The following is a 20934-nucleotide window of genomic DNA, read 5'->3' on the forward strand; positions in this document are numbered from 1 at the left end:
AAATTATCAGTGTTTTGGCATGAAGCGCGTGTGTTTTCAACGTGCTGACCTTTGGACTCTGCAGTGTTGTGGTTAAAACGATAACAAAACGTTGACAAATCGCTAACGTTGAGTCAGCTTCTGCGCCAGTACTCAAGCAGGGAGAGCCAAAATGAAACTGATGAAGATTGCCGGTGGCGCGGTTGCCGCGCTGGCCGGGTTGGCCATGCAGGTGCAGGCCGAGACCTGGGACATGCCGACGCCCTATCCGGACGCCACCTTCCATACCGTGAACATCCACGACTTCGCCAAGGACGTGACCGCGGCCACCGACGGCGCCCTTGAAATCAAGGTCCATTCCGCAGGTTCGCTGTTCAAGCACCCCGAGATCAGCAAGGCAGTCCGCAGCGGCCAGGTGCCCGTGGGAGAGTTTTTCCTGTCGTTGCTGGCCAACGACAACCCGGCCTTCGGCGCGGACTCGCTGCCGTTCCTGGCCACCAACTATGACGACGCCCAAAAGCTGTGGGCGGCACAGAAAGACGTGATAAACGCTTTGCTGGACGAGCAAGGCATGATGGTGCTGTACGCCGTGCCGTGGCCGCCGCAGGGCCTGTACACGACCAAGGAAATCAACAGCGTGGATGACCTGGCGGGCCTGAAGTTCCGCACCTACAACGCCACGCTGGAAGAATTCGCCAACCTGGCGGGCGCCGCGCCCACGCAGGTCGAGGTTCCGGACATTCCGCAGGCCTTCAGCACCGGCCGGGTCGAAGCTATGATCACCTCGCCCTCGACCGGGGTGAACTCGAAGGCGTGGGACTTCCTGACCCACTACACCGACATCCAGGCGTGGATTCCCAAAAACGTCGTCGTGGTGAACAAGCGTGCTTTCCGCCGTCTGGATGACGCGACCCAGGCCGCCGTGTTGGAGGCCGCCGCCGCCGCCGAAGCCCGCGGCTGGGAAATGAGCCAGGCCGAGACCGCCAAGCAGACCGCGGTTCTGCAGGAAAACGGCATCACCGTAGTGCAGCCGTCCGAAGAACTGATGGCTGGCCTGCGCGCGATCGGTGCGCAGATGCTCGAGAACTGGACCGCCGAGGCCGGTGACTCGGGCGCTGCGTTGCTGCAGGCCTATCAGCAGTAAACGATCCGATCCGGCCGGGTGCGACACGTCCGGCCGGGTTTGACAAAAAGGGGAGGGGATGGCGATGCTGCGGCGCAGTCTTGATTTCATCTATCGTGCGGCCGGTGGATTGGCGGCGCTGTTCATTCTGGCCATCGTCGTGCTGGTCTTTGCGCAGGTTGGGTTGAACCTGGCCGACAAGATCTGGGCCGCGTTGACCGGGCAGGGCGTGGGCCTGACCATCCCGTCCTATGCCGATTTCACCGGATTCTTTCTGGCCGCATCCAGCTTTCTGGCGCTGGCCTATGCGCTGCGCGCCGGCGGGCATATCCGGGTGACGCTTCTGATCGGGCGAATGCCCAAGGGACCGCGCCGCCTGACCGAGATCTGCGTGGTCACGATTGCCCTGGCCATGAGTGCCTATGCCACCTGGTATCTGGGCCTGCTGGTTCTGGAGTCGCTGGAATATGGCGACCGCAGCCCGGGCATGGTCTCGGTGCCGTTGTGGATCGTGCAGATGCCGGTCCTGCTGGGGCTGGCCATCCTGACTCTTGCCCTGTTCGACGAACTTGTCGGCCTGCTGGCGGGCCGCGCGCCCAGCTGGGACGGCAAGGGCGAAAACCTTCTGAGCGAATAGGGTCAGCAGATGTCGATTGCCACGCTTTCCATCATTCTTCTTGTTCTGCTGTTCGCCTTTCTGGGGTCGGGGCTGTGGGTGGCGTTTTCGCTGCTGGGGGTCGGGATCGCGGCGATGGCGCTGTTCTCAGATGCGCCGCTGGGGCTGGTTATGGCCACCACCTTGTGGGGGCACAGCAATTCCTGGGCGTTGGCGGCACTGCCGTTGTTCATCTGGATGGGCGAGATCCTGTTCCGCTCGCGCCTGTCCGAAGACATGTTCACCGGCCTGTCGCCCTGGATGAACCGGCTGCCGGGGCAGTTGCTGCATGTGAACGTCTTTGCCTGCGGGATCTTTGCGGCTGTGTCGGGGTCGTCTGCGGCCACCGCGGCCACGATCGGCAAGCTGTCGATTCCGGAACTCTCGCGCCGCGGCTATCCCGAGAAGATGATCATCGGTACGCTGGCCGGCTCGGCCACGCTGGGCCTGCTGATCCCGCCGTCGATCATCCTGATCGTCTATGGCGTGGCGACCGAGCAATCCATCGCCCGTCTGTTCGTGGCCGGAGTTCTGCCGGGACTGCTGCTGGTGGGGCTGTTCGTGGGCTATGTCGCAATCTGGGCGCTGATCAACCGCGCCAACCTGCCCACCGAGGACATCCAGGCGAGTTTCGCGGAAAAACTGCGTCGCTCGCGCCGACTGGTGCCGGTGATCCTGCTGATCGTCGGTGTGATCGGCTCGATCTATGCCGGGATCGCCTCGCCCACCGATGCGGCCGCCGTGGGCGTGGTGCTGGCGCTGCTTCTGTCCTGGCGCGAGGGCACGTTGACCCGGGCCAGCTTCGTCGACGGGTTGATGGGGGCCACCGTGACCTCGTGCATGATCGCCTTCATTCTTGCAGGAGCCTCGTTCCTGACCGTGGCGATGGGCTTTACCGGCATCCCGCGCGTTCTTGCGGAATGGATCGGGTCGCTGGGCCTGTCCACCTTCACGCTGCTGGCAGCGCTGACAGTGTTCTTCGTGATCATGGGATGCTTTCTGGACGGGATCTCGGTCGTGGTGCTGACGGCTTCGGTCATCATGCCGATGGTGATGCAGGCGGGGATCGACCCGCTGTGGTTCGGCATCTTCCTGGTGATCGTGGTCGAGATGTCGCAGATCACCCCGCCCGTTGGCTTCAACCTGTTCGTGCTGCAATCGCTGACCGGGCGCGACATCCTGCGGGTGGCGCATGCGGCGCTGCCGTTCTTCTTCCTAATGATCGTGGCGCTGGTGATCATCGTGGTTTTTCCCGGCATCGTGACCTATCTGCCGAACCAGATGTGACGGGGGCGATGCAGGATTTTCCAATCATACGTACCGCCGGCGTGGACGGGCTGTTGATCAGCTTTGCCGCCGCACTCAGCGAACCGGCCAACCGCGCAGCGCTCGCCTTTCGCGCCGCGCTCGAGGCGGAGGGCTGGGCGGGGGTCGAGGAAACCTCGTCCTCGCTGGTCTCGGCCTTCGTCCGGTTCGATCCGCTGCGCCTGACACACGCCACGTTGCACCGGCAGGTGCAGACGCTGTTGGACCAGCGCGACTGGTACGCTGCCGACCTGCCCGGCGGGCGCAGGTTCTGGTGGGTGCCCACCGTCTTTGGCACGGATCTGGCGCCGCAGCTGGGGCAGGCGGCGCAGGCGGCGGGCCTGTCCGAGGCCGAGGCGGTCCGGTCGCTGTCCGAGGCGCGGGTACGGGTGCAGACCATCGGCTTTGCTCCCGGTCAGCCATATCTGGGTGAGTTGCCGCCCGCCTGGGACATCCCCCGGCAAAAGGAGTTGACCCCGCGCGTACCCGAAGGCGCGCTGGTGGTGGCGCTGCGGCAGCTTGTGCTGTTTTCGGTCACCACGCCGACCGGATGGCAACATGTGGGCCAGACCGCCATCCGTTTGTTCCAGCCTGATATGCCCCAACCCTTCCTGCTGCGCCCCGGGGATGAGGTGCAGTTCACCCCCACCGACCCGGAAACGCTGGCGCGGATGCGCAGCGATCCGCGCGGCGGCGCCAGTTGCGAGCCGTTGGCATGAGCGCGCATCTGACCATATTGCGCGCGGGGCCCGGCCTGACGGTGCAGGACATGGGGCGACCCGGGTATCTGGACATGGGCCTGTCGCGCGGTGGTGCGATGGACCGGCTTGCATTGGCCGAAGGCGCAGCGCTGCTGGGACAGGCCGACAGTCTTGCCGCCCTGGAAATGGCCGGTATGGGCGGCGAATTTCAGGCTGATCAGGACCTGCGCATCGCCCTGACTGGCGCGCGGATGCGGGCGCAGATCGACGGCGCGACCGCAGTCTGGAACGCCTCGCACCTCCTGCCTGCGGGCGCCCGGCTCAGCATTGGGCCGGCCGTAGCCGGCAGCTATGGATACCTCAGCATCGGCGGCGGGGTGCAGGGCGACCCGGTTCTTGGCGCCCGTTCGGCGCATCTGACGGCTGGGATCGGAGCCGTGCTGAAGGCGGGGGACCGGCTGGCGATCGGCCTGGACGCGGGCGGTGCAACCGGCATGACCTTTGACCCCGAGGACCGGTTCTCGGGCGGGGAAATCCGCATCGTGGCCAGTTTCCAGACCGACCTGTTCGCCGGCGACGTTCTGGAGCGGCTGCAAACCACTACGTTCCGCCGGGACGCGCGCGCCAACCGCATGGGCGTGCGGCTGGAAAGCGACGGACCAGGCTTTCATGTCTCGGGCGGGCGCAGCGTGCTGTCGGAAACCATCGTGCCGGGTGACATCCAGGTCACCGGCGACGGCACGCCCTTCGTGCTGTTGGCCGAGTGCCAGACTACCGGCGGTTATCCCCGCATCGGCACCGTTCTGCCCTGCGACCTGCCCAAGGTGGCGCAGGCCCCGGCCGGGGCCGACCTGCGGTTCCGCTTCGTGCCGCTGGACGAGGCGGTGGCCGCCGAGCGCGCCGCCGCCCAGGCTCGCGCCGCGCTGCCCCGGGCGCTGCGCCTGCTGATCCGCGATCCGCGCAGCATGTCCGACCTGCTATCCTATCAACTGATCAGCGGCGCCATCGCCCGCGAAGAGGACGTTTTGTAGATAAGGAGCTTGTGCAATGGCACATCAAGTCGATCTGAACGCCGATATGGGCGAAAGCTTTGGCCCCTGGAAAATGGGCGATGACGCGGCGCTGCTGAAGATCGTGACGTCGGCCAACGTGGCCTGTGGGTTTCATGCGGGCGACTGGGACGTGATGGCCACGACGATGGCGCAGGCGGTCGAAAACGGCGTGGGCATCGGCGCGCATCCCGGCTTTGCCGATCTGCACGGCTTTGGGCGTCAGCGGATGCACTATCCCCTGCCGTCGCTGCAGAACCTGATCCGCTATCAGGTCGGCGCGGCGCAGGCGATGGCGCGGGCGGCCGGCGGACAGGTGCGCCATCTGAAATTGCACGGCGCGCTGGCCAACATGGCGTCCGAGGATCAGGCGATGGCACGTGCCTGCTACGAGGCGGCGCTGTCGGTGGCTCCGGATCTTATCATCATGGTTCTGGCCGGAACCGCCCAGCAACGCGCCGCGCGCGAACTGGGCTGTCCGGTGGCCTGCGAGATCTTTGCCGATCGCGCCTACAACGACGACGCCACGCTGGTTGATCGCAGTCTGCCCGGCGCGGTGATCCATGACCCCGACCGCGCCGCCGCCCGCATGGTCGAGATGGTCAAGGCCGGGGCGATCATCACCGAAAGCGGCAAGCATATTCCCACTCGGATCGACACGATCTGCCTGCATGGAGACACGCCCACGGCGGTGTCGATTGCGGCCGGTGTCCGCCATGCCCTGCAGAAGAGCGGGGTGGAGCTCAAGCAGTTCGCCGGTGGCCCTGCCTAGGCTTCTCGATCGACGCGGCTGTTCAATGCGTCTCGCGTTCGATGACGCTGGGGTCCAAAAAGATACTCTCTTCGGGACGTCCGGGATCGACGAGCCTACGCTCCAGCAACGCGATGATCGCGTCAACGGCGGCGTCGATGGGGTTCCGGACTGTCGTCAGGCGGAATGTCGGCCATTTCGCCATGGCGATGTCGTCGAAACCAACAATCGCCAAATCGCCCGGTACGTTCAGAGACAGATCGCGCGCAGCCGATAGCGCCCCGATCGCCGTGGCGTCATTGGCGCAGACAAGCGCATCCAGAGAGGCGCGGGACAACAGACTGCGCGCGGCGCCGTATCCGCTGTCGACCGAGTAATCAGTCGGGTGTTCGGCCACGAGGTCAAGCCCCGCCCGATCCAGCGCCTGGAGGACCCCGGCGCGTCGCCGTGAAGACGAATAGAACTCCTCGGGTCCGCTGAGAAACCCGAACCGGCGCCGCCCCCGGCTGATCAGCAAGTCGGTGATCATGGTCATGCCATCGGCATTGCGGCAGCAGACATTGTCGACACGGGGCCCTTGAACGGGACGGCCTGACGAGATCATCGGGATGCCGAACCGCGCACATCTGTCCACGATCTCTTCGGACATGCTGCCGCCGCGCAGAATCAATGCGTCCAACGGATAGCGCAGCAGCTCTCGCAGCGCCTGATCCGTGTTGGCGCCGGTTCGGTCGATCAGAATGGGCCATTTCTTCAACCCGCTCAGGGCCTGGGCCAGTTCACCTACAAAGGCCGAGTCGTAGGGGCTGCGCATGTTGCCGACGAAGACGGCGACCAAATTTGATTGCCCGGCCTTGAGGCCAGCGGCCAGGGCATTCGGCTGATACCCGGTATCGGCTGCGATCTTGAGGATCCGTCTACGCTTCTCGGAATCGACATAGGCACCGGGCGTGAAAGCGCGCGAAACAGCTGAACGCGAGACGCCCGCAAGGTCCGCAACGGTCTGGGCCGTTGCGCGCCGGGGGCGTTTTGCGTCCTTGTTTCTCTCGCTACACATGCGGTTTGCGTTTCGCCTGTTCTGAGGGTTTCAACATTCTTGCAATGAATCGAATCTTTCATCAAACTGTCACGGTTGGAAGCTAGTGAACACGTGTGCACATTTTGCGAAAGGTGTCAGCCTTTTTCTGGATGTGAAATATGTCATCGGGGAAAATACCCCATAGTTTCCAGGGCTTTGGCCCGCCCGTAGGGGCGCAACATGAATCGGAGGAACTACATGATAAACGTCAAAACAGGTGCTGCTGCTGCCGCGTTCGCGATGATAGCGAATACGGTCTCGGCCGAAGTCGAGATTACGTGGTGGCACGCCATGGGAGGAGCCCTGGGTGACACCGTCAACCAGATTGCCGAGGATTTCAACGCGTCCCAGGACGACTACAAGATCACGCCGGTTTTCAAGGGCACATATGAAGAGACCCTGACCGCCGGCATCGCCGCATTCCGTGCGGGTGAACAGCCCAACGTTCTGCAGGTATTCGACGCCGGCGCCGCCACCGTGATTGGCGCTAAGGGCGCGACCGTTCCGGTTCAGGACCTGCTGGAGCAGAACGGCGTTGCGTTCGACATCGAGGACTATATCTCGGGCGTTCGCTACTTCTATGCCGACAGCGACGGCAAGATGATCGGGATGCCGTTCAACTCGTCCTCGCCCATCATGTATTACAACGTCGATGCGCTGGAAAAAGCGGGTGTGACGCCGCCGAAAACCTGGGAAGAGTTCCAGACCGTGACGGCGCCGGCGCTGAAAGAGGCCGGTTATATCGGCCTGTCGCAGTCGCATCTGCCCTGGATCTTCACCGAGAACTTCCATTCGCGCCACGACCTGCCGTTTGCCACCAACGACAACGGCTATGAAGGCGCTGACGGCACCAAGATTCTTGTCAACAACGAGGCGATCAAGGCACACTTCACCGCCGTCAAAGACTGGAAGGACAACGGGTTCTTCGAATGGTACGGCACCGGCTGGAGCGACAACCAGACTCCGTTCGAAGAAGGCAAGGTTGCCATCTGGCTGGGCTCGTCCGGTTCGTTCGGCGGCCTGTCCAAGAAGGACCTGCCGTTCGAGTTTTCGGCCACCTTCCTGCCCTATTGGGAAGCTGTGACCAAAGAACCCAAGCAGACCTTCATCGGTGGCGCGGCCCTGTTCGCGATGGCCGGCAAGAGCGACGAGGAAAACAAGGCCACCGCGGCGTTCTTCGAGTTCCTGACCAAGCCCGAAACCCAGTACATGTGGCACCGCGAGACCGGCTATGTTCCGATCACCACCGCCGCCTATGAAATGGCGAAGGGCGATGGTCACTATGACCGTGCTCCGGCCGCCGAAGTCGGCATCAAGCAGCTGTCGCTGCCTGCTGGTGAAAACACCAAGGGCTATCGCATGGGCTTCTACGTCCAGATCCGCGACGTGATGAACCGCGAATATGGCCGCATCCTGACGGGTGAAACCTCGGTCGAGGACGCCTTCAAGGCAATCGAGGACGAAGCCAACGGTCTGCTCGAGCGTTTCGCAAAGACCCAGAGCTGATCCCACTCGCCAAGAAACGGGCGGTCGCAGAAGTGCGACCGTCCTCCCTTTTTCGGAGTTTTTATGAAACGCGCTGGTTTTTCCACTCGCTGGCTGCCGGTTCTTCTGCTGTTGCCGCAGCTGTTGATCATCGCGGTCTTTTTCTACTGGCCTGCCGCTCACGCGGTGCAGTCTTCGTTCTTCCTGCAGGATCCGTTCGGGTTTGGGTCGACCTTCGTCGGGCTGGACAACTACAGCGACCTTGCCGGGAATTCCGAGTATCTCAGCATTGCCTGGTTCACGGTGATCTTCACCGTTTTGGTCACGTTCTTTTCGCTGTCGATCGCGTTGTTGCTGGCCGTGAAGGCCGACAATGTGCTGCGCGGCGCCAAGACCTATCGCACGCTGCTGATGTGGGTTTACGCCGTGGCGCCGCCGGTGGCGGGGTTCATCGGCCTGATCCTGTTCAACCAGAGCTGGGGGCCATTGACCGAACTGGCGCGCTCGATCGGGTGGGATTTCAAACTGGGCGTGAATTTCAATGACACCGCCACCGCGATGGTTATCGTTTCGGTCTGGAAACAGGTTCCGGTGAACTTCATCTTCTTTCTGTCTGGCCTGCAATCGATCCCGCGATCGGTGCGTGAGGCGGCTTTGATCGACAACCGCTCATCCACGGGTCGGTTCTGGGACGTGACTTTCCCCCTGCTGGCGCCGACCGGGTTTTTCCTGCTGATCATCAATATCACCTACGCATTGTTTGATACTTTCGGTGTGATCGACACGATGGTGAAGGGTGAGCCGGGCAACAACCCGATGACGTTGGTCTACAAGGTCTATGTGGACGGCTTCCGCGGCAACGACCTGGGTGGCAGCTCGGCGCAGTCGGTCGTTCTGATGGTTCTGGTTCTGGCCCTGACGGTGTTCCAGTTCCGGCTGGTCGAGCGCCGCATCCACTACACGTAAGGAGGGCAGACAATGACCGAAGCACATACCCCTGCGATGGCGTCCGCCACTTCACCCACCCAAACACGAAAGCGCGGCATCCGACTGTCCACGATCCTTGATCACACGATCCTGATCGTCGGATCGTTGTTCATGATGCTGCCGCTGCTGATGATCTTCCAGATGACGACCGTTCCGGATGTCGAGGTGATCAAAACCGGACCCAGCCTGACGATCGGGGACGAACTTGGCCCCAACTTCCAGAAGGCAATGTTCGAGGCCTCGGGCTTTTCCGGCCAGAACACGGGCATGAACATGCTCAAAAACTCGTTCATCCTGGGCATCGGTTTTGCCCTCGGCAAGATCATCATCGGCATGATGGCGGCCTATGCGATCGTCTATTTCCGGCTGCGCTTTGCCACGCTGGCTTTCTGGGTGATCTTCACCACGTTGTTGCTGCCGCTCGAGGTGCGCATTCTGCCTTCGTACGAAGTGGTGCAGAAACTGGGGATGCTGAACACCTATCAGGGCCTCATCATCCCGCTGATCGCCTCGGCCACGGCCACGTTCTTCTTCCGGCAATTCTTCCGCTCGGTCCCCGAAGAACTGGTCGAGGCCGCGCGTATCGATGGCGCCGGCCCGGTGAAATTCTTCATCGACATCCTGGTGCCGCTGTCGCGTACCATGATTGCGGCGATGTTCATCATCATGTTCGTGTTCGGGTGGAACCAGTACCTGTGGCCCACCATGATCACCACCGAAGAGGACATGTTCACCCTGGTGCGCGGGATCAAGCAGATCACGCAGGTGCTGGAGGGCAACCGCATTCCCGAATACGGCCGGGCCAATCTGCTGGCGATCATCGCCATCATCCCCCCGGTCATGGTCGTCATCTTTTTCCAAAGCTGGTTCGTCAAGGGCCTGACGGAATCCGACAAGTAAGGCAGAATCAATGGCTCAGGTATCCCTGAAGAACATCCGAAAAATCTATCCCAACGGCGCCGAGGCGCTGACCCCGTCCAGTTTCGACATCGGTGACGGCGAGTTCGTGGTTCTTGTCGGCCCGTCGGGCTGCGGCAAGTCCACACTGCTGCGCATGGTGGCCGGGCTGGAAGAAATCACCGAAGGCGAATTGACGATCAATGGCCGCGTCATGAATGATGTTGACCCGGCCGATCGCGATATCGCCATGGTGTTCCAGAACTATGCGCTGTACCCGCATATGACCGTGCGCAAGAATATCGCCTATGGTCTGAAAAATCGAAAGACGCCCAAGGACGAAATCGAACGCAAGGTGGCCGAAGCCGCTTCGATGCTGAACCTGAACGAATTTCTGGATCGCAAGCCCTCGCAGCTGTCGGGCGGTCAGCGCCAGCGGGTCGCCATGGGGCGGGCCATCGTGCGCGATCCGGCGCTGTTCCTGTTCGACGAGCCGCTGTCGAACCTCGATGCCAAGCTGCGCAACCAGATGCGCATCGAGATCAAGGCGTTGCAGAGGCGTCTGGGCGTGACCTCGATCTACGTCACCCATGATCAGGTCGAGGCGATGACCATGGCTGACCGCATCATCGTGATGAACGCGGGCCGGATCGAACAGATCGGCACCCCGGCCGAGATCTATCACCGCCCGGCCTCGACCTTCGTGGCCAGCTTTATGGGTGCTCCGCCGATGAATCTGATCGGCGCACGTCTGGAGGGAGGCCGCGTGATGATCAACGGCGACACGGTGCTTGCCACGGCCGAAGGGTCCGGCGCGGTGACTGTAGGTGTGCGGCCCGAAGATGTACTGATCGGGGCGGAGGGCTCGATCGCCTTTCACGTCGACATCATCGAAGAGCTTGGCGCGCACCGTCTGTTGCACGGGCGTCTGGCAGATCAGGAGTTCACGATCCACGTGGGCAAGGATGTCGAAGCCGCGCCCGGAGAAACGCGGATCGCACTCAAGCCCGATGCGATCAGCCTGTTCCACCCGGAAACCGGAAAAGCCCTGTGATCACGGACATCGTGTCGTCTTTGCCGCCGGTCTCGGATGATGTTCGAGACCGCATATTGGCGGCGCCGCGAACGGCCGAGGCGCACCGCGCCCTAATGGCGCAGACACCGGCGATGAAAGCGGTGCAACTGGGCGGAAACGCAACCCGGGACGTTCTGGGTGCGCGTTTCTCGGCTGCGGCTTGGAATGTGGAACGCTGCCTTTTCCCCGAAGAGAGCGCAGCCCACCTAGCGGCTGTGACTCCGGACATCGTTTTGCTGTCCGAGGTGGACCACGGTATGTCCCGTACCGGTCAACGTCACACGACGGCCGAAATGGCCGACAAGCTGGGTATGGCCTACGCTTTTGGGGTCGAGTTCCACGAACTGGATCTGGGCGGTCCGACCGAGCGCGCCTTTTGCAAGGATGATTTCAACACCCTCGGGTGGCATGGGAACGCGATTCTGTCCTCGGTTCCGTTCAAACGCGTGGCCATGATCCGTCTTGACGACCATGGCCACTGGTTTGCGGCCGAGTCCGGGGCGTCGGATCCGCAACAACCGCGGCTGGGTGGCCGAATGGCGATTGCAGCAGAAGTCGCGACCGAGAACGGGCCTGTATGCGTGGTCTCCACCCATCTGGAAAGCAACGCCGCGGCCGCGCATCGCCATGCGCAGTTTCAGCTACTGCTGGATACGCTCGATGAGTTTGCGCCCGGGATGCCGGTGCTGATCGGTGGCGATCTGAATACCGGCAACCACCTGCCACCGGATTTCGACTGGCGCCGGGAAACCCTGTTTGCTTTGGCGGAGCAGCGCGGCTTTTCCTGGGAGTTCACGACCGAAGGCCACACCACCCGACCCAGCCTGATCACGCCGCACCCGGACCGGGTGATGAAGCTGGACTGGTTCGCCGGCAAGGGGCTGATCTGCCGCGACCGGGGTCTGCTGTCGTCGCTGACCGCTGACGCCAAGCCGCTCTCGGATCATGACTGTGTCTGGTGCGCGGTTGAAGTGCCTGACGCCGGGTGACTCCGGCCTGTCCGCGATATTTGGTCACGTGGCCAACGTCCCGATGAATTTCGGGGCGTTTTTTCGCGGTTCGACTGTGGAAAACGGTTTGGAAACCCCATAAGAACGAGGCCACCTATTCAACAGGCGGAAAACCAGTCCAGTGTTTGACCTCCCCGCGCAGCGCGCGCATCTTGCCGAGAAATTCGATCTGACCCCGTCGCCCGAGCTGGCCGCCAGCATGAGCGACATCTACGCCCGCATGTCGCGAGTCGTCACGCCAGCGGATTGGGCGATCTACGCGCCCTATGTCAAGGCGATCAACGATCTGAAAGCCGAACGCAACGCGGTGATCCTGGGCCACAACTACATGACGCCCGAAATCTATCACGGCATTTCGGACTTCGTCGGCGACAGCCTGCAGCTGGCCATCAAGGCGACCGAGGTCGAGGCCGACGTGATCGTGCAATGCGGTGTGCATTTCATGGCCGAGACCTCGAAGATCCTCAGCCCCGAAAAGACGGTTCTGATGCCAGACATGGAGGCCGGCTGTTCGCTGGCCGAGTCGATCACCGCCGAGGGCATCGCCGAGATGCGCCGCCGCTATCCCGGCGCGCCGGTCGTGTCCTATGTGAACACTACGGCCGAGGTGAAGGCGGCATCCGACATCTGCTGCACGTCGTCCAACGCGGCGCAGATCGTGGCGGCGATGGACAGCGACACGGTCATCATGACGCCCGACCAGTACCTGGCGCAGAACGTGGCCCGCGACGTGCCGCAGAAGAACGTGGTCTGGTGGGAAGGCTCGTGCATCGTGCATGAACAATACACGGCGCAGGACCTGCGTGAGTTCCGCGAATGGAACCCGGGCACCCGCCTGATTGCGCATCCCGAATGCCCGCCCGATGTTGTGGCCGAGGCCGATTTCTCGGGTTCGACCAGCGGCATCATCAAATATGTCACCGACGAACAGCCCGAAAAGGCGATGCTGATCACCGAGTGCTCGATGGCCTCGAACATCGCCGACGCGCTGCCGCAGGTCGATTTCGTCGGCCCCTGCAACATGTGCCCCTACATGAAGAAGATCACGTTGGAAAAGGTACTGTACGCACTGGACACCATGACCGGACAGGTCGAAGTTGACCCCGACGTGGCGGAAAAAGCGCGCCTTTCGGTGCAGCGGATGATCGACCTGTCGCGCAAGCTGGGAATTTGATCGGGGCGATGCAGACGGTCTCGACCCCTCGGGTGGTCATCATCGGCGGCGGTCTGGCGGCGGTCTATACCGCGCTCAAGCTCGACCCGCAGCCGGTGGTGATGATCTCGCCCGAGCCGCTGGGCTCTGGTGCCAGTTCGGCCTGGGCGCAGGGCGGGGTGGCGGCGGCAATGGACCCGTCCGACAGCCCAGAAGCCCATGCCCGCGACACGATGCGCGCCGGTGCAGGGTCCGTCCTGCAGGAGGTGGCCGAGTTCGTCACCCGCGCGGCGCGGGATCACATTCTGGACCTGTCCGATCTGGGCACCGGGTTCGACCGGGACGCCGATGGCGGGTTCATCCAATCGCAGGAAGCGGCCCATTCGGTGGCCCGTGTGGTGCGCGTCAAGGGCGACCAAGCCGGTGCCGAGATCATGCGCGCCCTGATCGCCGAGCTAAGGCGGCGTGCTTCGGTCCAGGTGATCGAAGGGGCGCTGGCGGTGGGGCTGGAAAGCGACGGGGCCAAGGTCTCGGGCGTGTATCTGGCGTCGACCGATGCGCCGGGGGCCGAACCGGTGCTACTGCGTGGGGCGGCGCATGTACTGGCCACGGGCGGGTCGGCAGGGCTCTATGCTCGCACCACCAACCCGGCGCGGATCCGCGGGCAGGGGATCGGCATGGCCGCACGGGCCGGGGCCCGGATCGCCGATGCCGAGTTCATCCAGTTTCACCCCACCGCGATCGACGTGGGCGAGGACCCGATGCCTCTGGCTACCGAGGCCTTGCGTGGCGAGGGCGCAATACTGATCAACCGCCACGGCGAACGGTTCATGCAAGGCATCCACCCGGATGCCGAGCTGGCCCCGCGCGATGTCGTGGCGCGCGCCGTCTATCTGGAAACCAAGGCCGGCAACCGGCCCACGCTGGATACCCGTGCGGCGATCGGCGCAGCGATCCGCAGTCAGTTTCCGGCGGTGACCGAGGCCTGCCTGCGCAACGGTGTCGACCCCGTAACCCAACCGATCCCGGTGGCGGCGGCGGCGCATTACCACATGGGCGGCGTGGCCACCGACCTGAACGGCCGCAGTTCGCTGGCCGGGCTGTGGGCCTGTGGCGAGGCGGCCTCGACCGGGTTGCACGGGGCGAACCGGCTGGCCTCGAACGGTCTGCTCGAGGCGCTGGTCTTTGCCCGCGCCTGCGCCCGTGACATTGCCGGCACCCTGACGGTGGCCGACGCGCCCGAGGTGCGGCTGCGCCTGCCATCGGGCGGCACCGAACCCGACCCCCAAGCCGTAGCCGAACTGCGCCAAGTCATGACCGATGGCGTGGGGGTGGTCCGCGACGCCGACGGGCTGCGCCGCGCCTTGGGCCGGATCGCCGTGTTGGAGTCGCTGCACGGCCAGTCGCACCTATTCCGTAACATGACCGCAACCGCCACGCTGATCGCGGCGGCTGCGCTGATGCGCACCGAAAGCCGCGGCGCGCACTACCGATCCGATTGTCCGGATGCGGCCGAAGGGCCGGGGCGACGGTCTGATCTGACACTGGAAGAGGCCGTGGCGCTGCGGTCGAAAATCATCAAGGAAACCGCAACATGCATTATGCCACTGTCCCCGACCTGATCCTCGAGCCGATGGTCCGCGCCGCGCTGACCGAGGATCTGGGCACCTGCGGTGACATCACCACCCGCACCGTAATCCCGGCGGGCGTGACCTATGCCGCGCGGCTGAACGCGCGCGAGGATGCGGTGGTGTCGGGCATGCAGGTGGCGGCCCTGGCGTTCCGGCTGGTGGACCCGACGTTGAAGATCATGCCGCTTGTGGTCGACGGGGACCGTTGCACCAAGGGCCAGACCCTGATGGAGATCACCGGCAGCGCGGCTTCGATCCTGTCCGGCGAACGCGTGGCGCTGAACTTTGCCGGTCGTCTGTCCGGGGTGGCGACCCTGACCGCCAAGCTGGTCGCGCAGACCGCAGGGACCAAGGCGCGCATCACCTGTACCCGCAAGACCACCCCGGGCCTGCGGATCGTCGAGAAACTTGCGGTGCTGCATGGCGGCGGGTTCAATCACCGCCATTCGCTGTCGGATGCGATTCTGATCAAGGACAACCACATCGCCGCCGCCGGCGGGGTGCGCGCGGTGCTCGAGGCGGTCAAGGCGCGTGCGTCGCACATGATGAAGGTCGAGATCGAAGTGGACCGGCTGGACCAGTTGGCCGAGGTTCTGGAAACCGGCGGCGCCGATGTGGTGCTGCTGGACAACATGACGCCTGACATGCTGGCCGAGGCCGTGGCGATGGTGGATGGGCGTCTGGTTACCGAGGCGTCGGGCAATGTCACCGTGGACACGGTGGCCGAGATCGCGGCCACCGGGGTCGATTACATCTCGTCCGGGGCGCTGACCCATTCCTATCGGACAGCCGATCTGGGTCTGGATTTCTGATCACGGATCACGAAGGTTTCGGCCATTCGATTGGATCCAGCCGGAAGTATCGGGACAGCTGTCCGTAGAATTCGGGCGCGGTTTCCCTGAGGGCCTCGGGGCGTTCGAAGAACAGCTCGACCGTGACGGCAAAGAACTCTTCGTGTCCCGTGGCGCCATAGGGGTCGATCACAGTGCGCCGGCCTGTCTCGACCGCGTGCAGATGCGCGTCATACGCGGCCAGAAAAACACGTTCCCACTCGGCATAGCTTTGACCCTTGGCCAGTACGGGCACGCCGTTGGTGCCGCCGGACAGATCATCCAACTGATGCGCGAATTCATGAAACACGACGTTGTGTCCGTCATGATCGTTTGCCGCGCCCTGCCGGCTGTGCGCCCAGGACAGGATCACCGGCCCCCGATCCCAGCTTTCGCCGGTTCGGATGACCTCTTGTTCGGTCACGACATAGCCGCTGTGCCGCTGTTGGCGGGACTTGAAGGCATTGGGATAGATCAGGACCGTCGTCAGATTGTCGTACCATTGGTCCGAGTTGACGACCAGAAGGCAGGCTTGTGCTGCGATCGACAGACGCATCTCGTCCGTGACCTCCAGCCCGTCGCAGCCGATGAAATCGACCTGATTCAGGAACAGGTTGATCTTGCCTTCCAAAGTGGCGCGCAGCTTGGCAGGCAACCGCTCGAGGATCGGCACCATCGCGTGGATGGTCCGCAGCTCCTCATCGCTCAGCGGTGTTTGCAACAGCTCGGCCTTGGCCCTGGACTTCGACCAGAAATACCAGACCACCAGACCGGCGATTGCCGCAAAAAGGCTCAGAAACAGCACCATGTGGCGACGGTATCTCTATTGCCCCACCTCGGAAAGCCGATTCATTCGGTCGAGGGTCGCGTGAAGTTCGCCAGCCAAGGCCGTTCGACATCCATGCCCTGATACAGCGCATGCAGCAGCAGATGTGCCGTCACCGGGTCCGGGGCAAGGGGGCGTCGGTCTAGTCGCCCCTCCTTGACCGCCGTATCGGCGTCGAAGATCACCGCATCCTCTTTGATGGTGGTCAGCACCCGAAGCTGGGCCAGCGTTTCGGGGTCGACCGCGGTCGGGTCATCCGAAAGGATCACGAAATCGGCCAGTTTGCCCACTTCGATCGAGCCCTTCTGGTCTTCTTCGAAATGCTGCCATGCCGGCCAGATCGTCATGGCCTTGAGCGCCGTCATCACATCGACCCGCTGGTGCGGGCCTAGGATGTCGCCCGACCTGGTGCGCCGGGTGACCGTTGCGGCCAGAACCCGCATGCTGTCGGGAAACGCTACAGGCGCGTCGTGATGCGTACCGAACATCATGTCGCGTTCGGTCACCCAGCCGGTGGGCGAGATGTTGTCGGCATTGGCCGGCCCAACCGTGTGGTCGCGGTGCCAGTCGCCCCAATAGAAGGTATGCATCGGAAACAGCGACGGGAACACGCCCAATCGTTTGAGGCTGGCCACCTGATCCTCGCGCAGGAACTGACCGTGCACCAGAACCGGCCGGTTGCCCGGATCGCCATAGGTCAGCCGCGCCTCGTCAATGGCGGCGATCAGCATGTCCGTGGCCCCCTCGCCATTGGAGTGAGTCAGGATCTGGAGACCGTTCTCGAAACACCAGTTCACCGCATCCTGCAACTGCTCGCGCGTGATGGCGGCGTATCCGGCATAGCCGGGCGGGTAATCCCCGACCGGATCGTAGTAGGGCCGATCCCGCAGCGCGGTAAATCCTTGCGGCGAGCCGTCGATTGTCAGCTTGCACCCGCCGACTCGCACCCGGTCGGCATAGATGCGCGAGGCGTCCGACGCGATGAAATCGCGCGATTCCAGAATGTCGGGAAAGGCCACGACGTCGATCGGAAGGTCGCCGTCTGCGGCCACCCGGCGCAGGGCCTGAACCACCGCGCCCGAGGAGCGCCCCTCTTGCGCGGTGGTGTAGCCAAAGCGCGCCCACATCCGGCTGCCGGCGCGCGCGAAAGTCTGCAGCCCGTCTTCGCCGACATTGCCAAGCAGAGGCACCAAGGCGCCGAAGAATGCGTATTCCTCCAGCACGCCGTTCGGCTCGCCAGCTTCGTCTCTTCGGATCACGCCTCCGGGCGGGTTCTCGGTTTCTGCGGTGATCCCGGCCAGTTCAAGCGCCTTGGAATTGCCCACCCCCAGATGGCCCGATTGGTGGATGATCATGATCGGAACATCGCGCGAGACCGCGTCCAGCTCGGTACGCGTGGGGTGGCGCAGTTCGGCCAGTTGCGCGTTGTCATAGCCAAAGCCGATGATCATCCCCATCGCTTCGACCGTGTCGTTATTGGCCTCGGCCCACGTGGACAACGCCGCCTGCAGGCTGGCAATGTCGGTGACCTTGCCATCCGGTGGGGCCAGCAGGTTCGCCGACAGGGCTTGCAAACCGCCCATGACGACGTGGCCGTGGCTGTCGACAAAACCGGGCAGCATCGCGCGCCCGTCCAGATCAAAGATCGTCGTGTCGTCGCCCTGATGGCTGCGTATCTCGGCCAGTTCACCTGCTGCGATGATCCGCCCATCCCTGACCGCGACCGCCTGTACCGTGGGCCGGGCGTCATCGATCGTCAAAATCGGACCGCCGGTATAGATCGTGTCCGCGAGCTGTTGGGCCAAAGAGATGTTGCCGAGGGTCAGACCCGCAGCAACGCTCACGGCAGACAGGGACAAAAGACGCATTCCGAACCTCCAGCAGCATATGGCAATGCGCTGGAGTCTAGCACGAAGTTGGCGTCCGGCCCGTGCAATGTTCAGTTGTCGATCCGACGTCGGCGTTCACTTGAGCGCGCGCGACAGGAATTGCCGTGTGTCGTCCTGCTGCGGGTGATCGAACAGCTGCTCGGGCGGGCCTTCCTCGACGATGCGGCCGTTCTGCAGGAAACACACCTTGTCGGCGGCCTGCCGGGCAAAGCCCATTTCGTGCGTAGCCATCACCATCGTCATGCCCTGCTGCTTGAGCATCAGCAAAACGTCCAGAACCTCGCCCACCAGTTGCGGATCCAGGGCCGAGGTAATCTCGTCGAACAGCATCACCTCGGGTTGCATGGCCAATGCGCGCACGATAGCGACGCGCTGCTGCTGTCCGCCAGATAGTTGGTCGGGATAGTTGTGCATACGGTCGGCAAGCCCGAAGCGTTCGAACATCTCTTCGATCTGGGGCAGCAGCTCGGCGCGCGTGCGACCGCGCACGCGGCGCGGCGCCAGCATCACGTTGTCCAGCGCCGTCATGTGCGGGAACAGGTTGAAGCTCTGGAACACGATGCCGATGCGCGCGCGCACAGATTGCGGATCCAGACCCGGCACCGAAATGTCGACCCCGTCCAGCAGGATCTCACCATCCTCGATCGGCTCAAGCAGGTTGATGCAGCGCAGAACGGTGGATTTGCCCGCCCCCGAGGCACCAATCAGGCAGACCATCTGACCCTCGTCCACGGTCAGGTCGATGCCGTCACAGACGGTGCGGTCGCCAAAGCGTTTGACGACGTTGCGCAGGTTCAGTTTCGACATCAGCGCCGCTCCCTCATCTGCTTGGCCATGAGGTGGTCGGCATAGCGCGTCGCCGGGATGGTCACGATCAGGAAGATGATCGCCGCGCCCACGTAAGGCGTGAAATTGGCCAGCAGCGATTTGAACACGCCCGCCTGGCGGAAAATCTCGACCGGGCCGATGAAGCTGAGCAGCGACACGTCCTTTTGTAGCGCGATCAGCATGTTCATCTGCGACGGCACGACGTTGCGGACGGCCTGCGGCAGCACCACATCGCGCATCACCTGGCCTTCGGTCAGGCCCAGCGACAGGGCGGCGGCGCGCTGGCTGTGATGCACGCTGTCGATGCCCGAGCGGAAAATCTCGGCCACATAGGCCGAATAGGTCAGGATCAGCGCCAGCGACCCCCAGATATAGGGTGAGTTCCACGGTCGGGTCAGGCCCAGCCCGGGAATGCCGAAGCCGATCAGATAGACGGTCAGGATAACAGGCACGCCGCGGAAGATGTCGGTGAAAGCCGCGCCGAAGATGCGCAACGGGAACAGCGCGGGCGATTTGGTGTCGCGGGCCAGCGCGATCAGCAGCCCCAGCACCGCGATCGCGGGCGCCGACCAGGCAAAGATCATCACGTTGATCTTGAAGGCCTCGAGCAGCTTCGGGAAGGTCTTGACCAGAACCTCGCCGTTGAAAAAGCTCTGCTGGACCTTGACCCAGCCCGGCGCCAGCGGCACCAGCACGATCAGCGTCACGACGACCAGAATGGTGCTGGTCGCGGCGATCCGGATCGACCGCCGCCGCTGCTGCGCCTCAAAAAGTTCGCGGCGGGTCGGGCCCGCCGTTCTGTTCTGTGTCATGTCACTTGATCAGCGGAACGCCCGTCGTGTCCTGCAGCCATTTGGCCTCGATCTCGGCCAGCTTGCCGCTTTCAGTCAGCGCGGCGATGGCCGCATCCACGCAGGATTTCAGCGGGTTGCCTTCCTCCATCAACATGCCGAACTGGTCGGGGTTGTCGCCTTGATCGGCAGGGAACTGGCCAATCACCTTGGACCCTTCGATCATCACCGCGCTCAGGAACAGGGCGGTAGGCAGGTCGAACAGCGCGGCGTCGATCTGGTTCGCGGTCATGGCCGCGTTCACGTCGGCATTGTCGCCATAGAGCAGCGGGTCCGCATCCGGCTGGATCACGCTGGCCAGTTTCGGCACGGCGGTGGTCGACCCGACCGCGCCCCATTGCAGGCCCTTCAGCGCCTCGAGCGTGGGCGGAGTGTCAACGGCGTTTGCGCTGACCAGAACCGCCATCGGCGCGGTGTAGTAAGGGGCCGAGAAATCAACGACCTGATCGCGTTCGGGCGTGATCGAGTATTGCTGGATGTTCACGTCAAAGTTTTTGGCGCCGGGCTGGATCGCCTCGTCAAAGGACGACCGGACCCAGACCACGTCATCTGCGGCAAAGCCCATCTCTTCGGCCACGGCATAGGCGACGGCGGCTTCAAAGCCCTGGCCAGACTCGGGCGCGTCATCCATCACCCATGGGTAATAGGCCGGGTTTCCGGTGGCCACGGTGAACTTGCCCTCGGTCAGGGTCTTGCCCGCGGCGCACTGCCCGTCCGCAAGGGCCGAAGTTGCGGTGAACGCAAGGGTTGCGGCCGCGATCGAAAGCATCTTGGACATGAGTCTGGGTCTCCTGTTGGGAATGTCGGGCCCACGGTAGTGTTGCCCGCCGA

20 protein-coding genes are annotated in these 20934 nt (G+C 63.4%); 14 read left to right on the forward strand and 6 right to left on the reverse strand.

The genetic code is table 11. The features are described from left to right. The first annotated feature begins 151 nt into the window (after positions 1–151). The 6 genes from ACR0EF_RS14520 to ACR0EF_RS14545 all read left to right on the forward strand — a co-directional run bounded on the left by ACR0EF_RS14520 (position 152) and on the right by ACR0EF_RS14545 (position 5584). On the forward strand, positions 152–1123 hold the full coding sequence (locus ACR0EF_RS14520) for a TRAP transporter substrate-binding protein (RefSeq protein ID WP_170371806.1): 972 nt from the start codon (positions 152–154) through the stop codon (positions 1121–1123). A gap of 64 nt (positions 1124–1187) precedes the next feature. After that, positions 1188–1739 carry a TRAP transporter small permease gene (locus tag ACR0EF_RS14525; RefSeq protein ID WP_342355384.1) on the forward strand — a complete coding sequence of 184 codons (552 nt, stop codon included), beginning with the start codon at positions 1188–1190 and terminating at the stop codon, positions 1737–1739. Positions 1740–1748: 9 nt separating this feature from the next. Next, entirely contained in the window at positions 1749–3044 is a 1296-nt protein-coding gene (locus ACR0EF_RS14530) for a TRAP transporter large permease (RefSeq protein WP_170371804.1), read from the forward strand. Positions 3045–3052: 8 nt separating this feature from the next. Then, positions 3053–3781: a 5-oxoprolinase subunit B family protein gene (locus ACR0EF_RS14535; RefSeq protein WP_170372635.1), complete on the forward strand. Its 729-nt coding sequence runs from the start codon at positions 3053–3055 to the stop codon at positions 3779–3781. After that, the gene (locus ACR0EF_RS14540; protein ID WP_170372634.1) at positions 3778–4794 is read left to right on the forward strand and encodes a 5-oxoprolinase subunit C family protein; all 1017 of its coding nucleotides are present in this window, start codon (positions 3778–3780) and stop codon (positions 4792–4794) included. The genes ACR0EF_RS14535 and ACR0EF_RS14540 overlap by 4 nt, the downstream gene beginning before the upstream one ends. 16 nt (positions 4795–4810) lie before the next feature. After that, on the forward strand, positions 4811–5584 hold the full coding sequence (locus tag ACR0EF_RS14545) for a LamB/YcsF family protein (protein WP_170372633.1): 774 nt from the start codon (positions 4811–4813) through the stop codon (positions 5582–5584). 22 nt (positions 5585–5606) lie between these two features. On the opposite strand, the gene ACR0EF_RS14550 is transcribed toward ACR0EF_RS14545, so the two are convergent. Next, on the reverse strand, positions 5607–6620 hold the full coding sequence (locus tag ACR0EF_RS14550; protein ID WP_170359559.1) for a LacI family DNA-binding transcriptional regulator: 1014 nt from the start codon (positions 6618–6620) through the stop codon (positions 5607–5609). Between the two features lie 219 nt (positions 6621–6839). Here ACR0EF_RS14550 and ACR0EF_RS14555 point away from each other — a divergent pair, with 219 nt between their 5' ends. From ACR0EF_RS14555 to nadC, 8 genes are all read left to right on the forward strand, one after another. Continuing rightward, a complete protein-coding gene (locus ACR0EF_RS14555) occupies positions 6840–8147 on the forward strand; it encodes an extracellular solute-binding protein (protein WP_437342730.1) in 1308 nt (435 codons plus the stop codon). Positions 8148–8210: 63 nt separating this feature from the next. Beyond that, on the forward strand, positions 8211–9092 hold the full coding sequence (locus ACR0EF_RS14560) for an ABC transporter permease subunit (protein WP_093963282.1): 882 nt from the start codon (positions 8211–8213) through the stop codon (positions 9090–9092). Positions 9093–9128: 36 nt separating this feature from the next. After that, positions 9129–10013, forward strand: a complete 885-nt coding sequence (locus tag ACR0EF_RS14565) for an ABC transporter permease subunit (protein WP_170341801.1) — start codon at positions 9129–9131, stop codon at positions 10011–10013. A gap of 10 nt (positions 10014–10023) precedes the next feature. After that, positions 10024–11064 (forward strand): ABC transporter ATP-binding protein, encoded by a 1041-nt coding sequence (locus ACR0EF_RS14570; RefSeq protein ID WP_093963284.1) that lies wholly within the window; start codon positions 10024–10026, stop codon positions 11062–11064. Then, positions 11064–12074: an endonuclease/exonuclease/phosphatase family protein gene (locus tag ACR0EF_RS14575; protein WP_170372061.1), complete on the forward strand. Its 1011-nt coding sequence runs from the start codon at positions 11064–11066 to the stop codon at positions 12072–12074. Before ACR0EF_RS14570 ends, ACR0EF_RS14575 begins: the two co-directional genes overlap by 1 nt. A gap of 142 nt (positions 12075–12216) precedes the next feature. Beyond that, a complete protein-coding gene (gene nadA / locus ACR0EF_RS14580; protein WP_170372632.1) occupies positions 12217–13269 on the forward strand; it encodes a quinolinate synthase NadA in 1053 nt (350 codons plus the stop codon). Between the two features lie 8 nt (positions 13270–13277). Continuing rightward, positions 13278–14870, forward strand: a complete 1593-nt coding sequence (locus ACR0EF_RS14585) for an L-aspartate oxidase (protein ID WP_170372631.1) — start codon at positions 13278–13280, stop codon at positions 14868–14870. Continuing rightward, on the forward strand, positions 14843–15691 hold the full coding sequence (nadC, locus tag ACR0EF_RS14590) for a carboxylating nicotinate-nucleotide diphosphorylase (RefSeq protein ID WP_170372630.1): 849 nt from the start codon (positions 14843–14845) through the stop codon (positions 15689–15691). The genes ACR0EF_RS14585 and nadC overlap by 28 nt, the downstream gene beginning before the upstream one ends. A 7-nt stretch (positions 15692–15698) precedes the next feature. On the opposite strand, the gene ACR0EF_RS14595 is transcribed toward nadC, so the two are convergent. The 5 genes from ACR0EF_RS14595 to ACR0EF_RS14615 all read right to left on the reverse strand — a co-directional run bounded on the left by ACR0EF_RS14595 (position 15699) and on the right by ACR0EF_RS14615 (position 20881). Beyond that, positions 15699–16517 carry a M90 family metallopeptidase gene (locus tag ACR0EF_RS14595; protein WP_170371789.1) on the reverse strand — a complete coding sequence of 273 codons (819 nt, stop codon included), beginning with the start codon at positions 16515–16517 and terminating at the stop codon, positions 15699–15701. A gap of 41 nt (positions 16518–16558) precedes the next feature. Next, positions 16559–18403: an amidohydrolase gene (locus ACR0EF_RS14600; RefSeq protein WP_170372629.1), complete on the reverse strand. Its 1845-nt coding sequence runs from the start codon at positions 18401–18403 to the stop codon at positions 16559–16561. 96 nt (positions 18404–18499) lie between these two features. Next, positions 18500–19231 carry an amino acid ABC transporter ATP-binding protein gene (locus ACR0EF_RS14605; protein ID WP_170367250.1) on the reverse strand — a complete coding sequence of 244 codons (732 nt, stop codon included), beginning with the start codon at positions 19229–19231 and terminating at the stop codon, positions 18500–18502. Further along, a complete protein-coding gene (locus ACR0EF_RS14610) occupies positions 19231–20064 on the reverse strand; it encodes an amino acid ABC transporter permease (RefSeq protein ID WP_170371785.1) in 834 nt (277 codons plus the stop codon). Before ACR0EF_RS14610 ends, ACR0EF_RS14605 begins: the two co-directional genes overlap by 1 nt. Position 20065: 1 nt before the next feature. Then, the gene (locus ACR0EF_RS14615; protein ID WP_170341637.1) at positions 20066–20881 is read right to left on the reverse strand and encodes an ABC transporter substrate-binding protein; all 816 of its coding nucleotides are present in this window, start codon (positions 20879–20881) and stop codon (positions 20066–20068) included. Positions 20882–20934 lie beyond the last annotated feature (53 nt).

The organism is Ruegeria sp. CG8 (assembly GCF_056537165.1).

What these genes read in the sequence shown, in the direction of transcription:
- ACR0EF_RS14530 (WP_170371804.1), top strand. Translation starts at nt 1,749, where the DNA reads ATGTCGATTGCCACGCTTTCCATCATTCTTCTTGTTCTGCTGTTCGCC.
- ACR0EF_RS14585 (WP_170372631.1), top strand. Translation starts at nt 13,278, where the DNA reads ATGCAGACGGTCTCGACCCCTCGGGTGGTCATCATCGGCGGCGGTCTG.
- ACR0EF_RS14525 (WP_342355384.1), top strand. Translation starts at nt 1,188, where the DNA reads ATGCTGCGGCGCAGTCTTGATTTCATCTATCGTGCGGCCGGTGGATTG.
- ACR0EF_RS14605 (WP_170367250.1), bottom strand. Translation starts at nt 19,231, where the DNA reads ATGTCGAAACTGAACCTGCGCAACGTCGTCAAACGCTTTGGCGACCGC.
- ACR0EF_RS14545 (WP_170372633.1), top strand. Translation starts at nt 4,811, where the DNA reads ATGGCACATCAAGTCGATCTGAACGCCGATATGGGCGAAAGCTTTGGC.
- ACR0EF_RS14570 (WP_093963284.1), top strand. Translation starts at nt 10,024, where the DNA reads ATGGCTCAGGTATCCCTGAAGAACATCCGAAAAATCTATCCCAACGGC.
- ACR0EF_RS14550 (WP_170359559.1), bottom strand. Translation starts at nt 6,620, where the DNA reads ATGTGTAGCGAGAGAAACAAGGACGCAAAACGCCCCCGGCGCGCAACG.
- ACR0EF_RS14610 (WP_170371785.1), bottom strand. Translation starts at nt 20,064, where the DNA reads ATGACACAGAACAGAACGGCGGGCCCGACCCGCCGCGAACTTTTTGAG.
- ACR0EF_RS14600 (WP_170372629.1), bottom strand. Translation starts at nt 18,403, where the DNA reads ATGCGTCTTTTGTCCCTGTCTGCCGTGAGCGTTGCTGCGGGTCTGACC.
- ACR0EF_RS14535 (WP_170372635.1), top strand. Translation starts at nt 3,053, where the DNA reads ATGCAGGATTTTCCAATCATACGTACCGCCGGCGTGGACGGGCTGTTG.
- nadC (WP_170372630.1), top strand. Translation starts at nt 14,843, where the DNA reads ATGCATTATGCCACTGTCCCCGACCTGATCCTCGAGCCGATGGTCCGC.
- ACR0EF_RS14540 (WP_170372634.1), top strand. Translation starts at nt 3,778, where the DNA reads ATGAGCGCGCATCTGACCATATTGCGCGCGGGGCCCGGCCTGACGGTG.
- ACR0EF_RS14520 (WP_170371806.1), top strand. Translation starts at nt 152, where the DNA reads ATGAAACTGATGAAGATTGCCGGTGGCGCGGTTGCCGCGCTGGCCGGG.
- ACR0EF_RS14595 (WP_170371789.1), bottom strand. Translation starts at nt 16,517, where the DNA reads ATGGTGCTGTTTCTGAGCCTTTTTGCGGCAATCGCCGGTCTGGTGGTC.
- ACR0EF_RS14560 (WP_093963282.1), top strand. Translation starts at nt 8,211, where the DNA reads ATGAAACGCGCTGGTTTTTCCACTCGCTGGCTGCCGGTTCTTCTGCTG.
- ACR0EF_RS14565 (WP_170341801.1), top strand. Translation starts at nt 9,129, where the DNA reads ATGGCGTCCGCCACTTCACCCACCCAAACACGAAAGCGCGGCATCCGA.
- ACR0EF_RS14555 (WP_437342730.1), top strand. Translation starts at nt 6,840, where the DNA reads ATGATAAACGTCAAAACAGGTGCTGCTGCTGCCGCGTTCGCGATGATA.
- ACR0EF_RS14615 (WP_170341637.1), bottom strand. Translation starts at nt 20,881, where the DNA reads ATGTCCAAGATGCTTTCGATCGCGGCCGCAACCCTTGCGTTCACCGCA.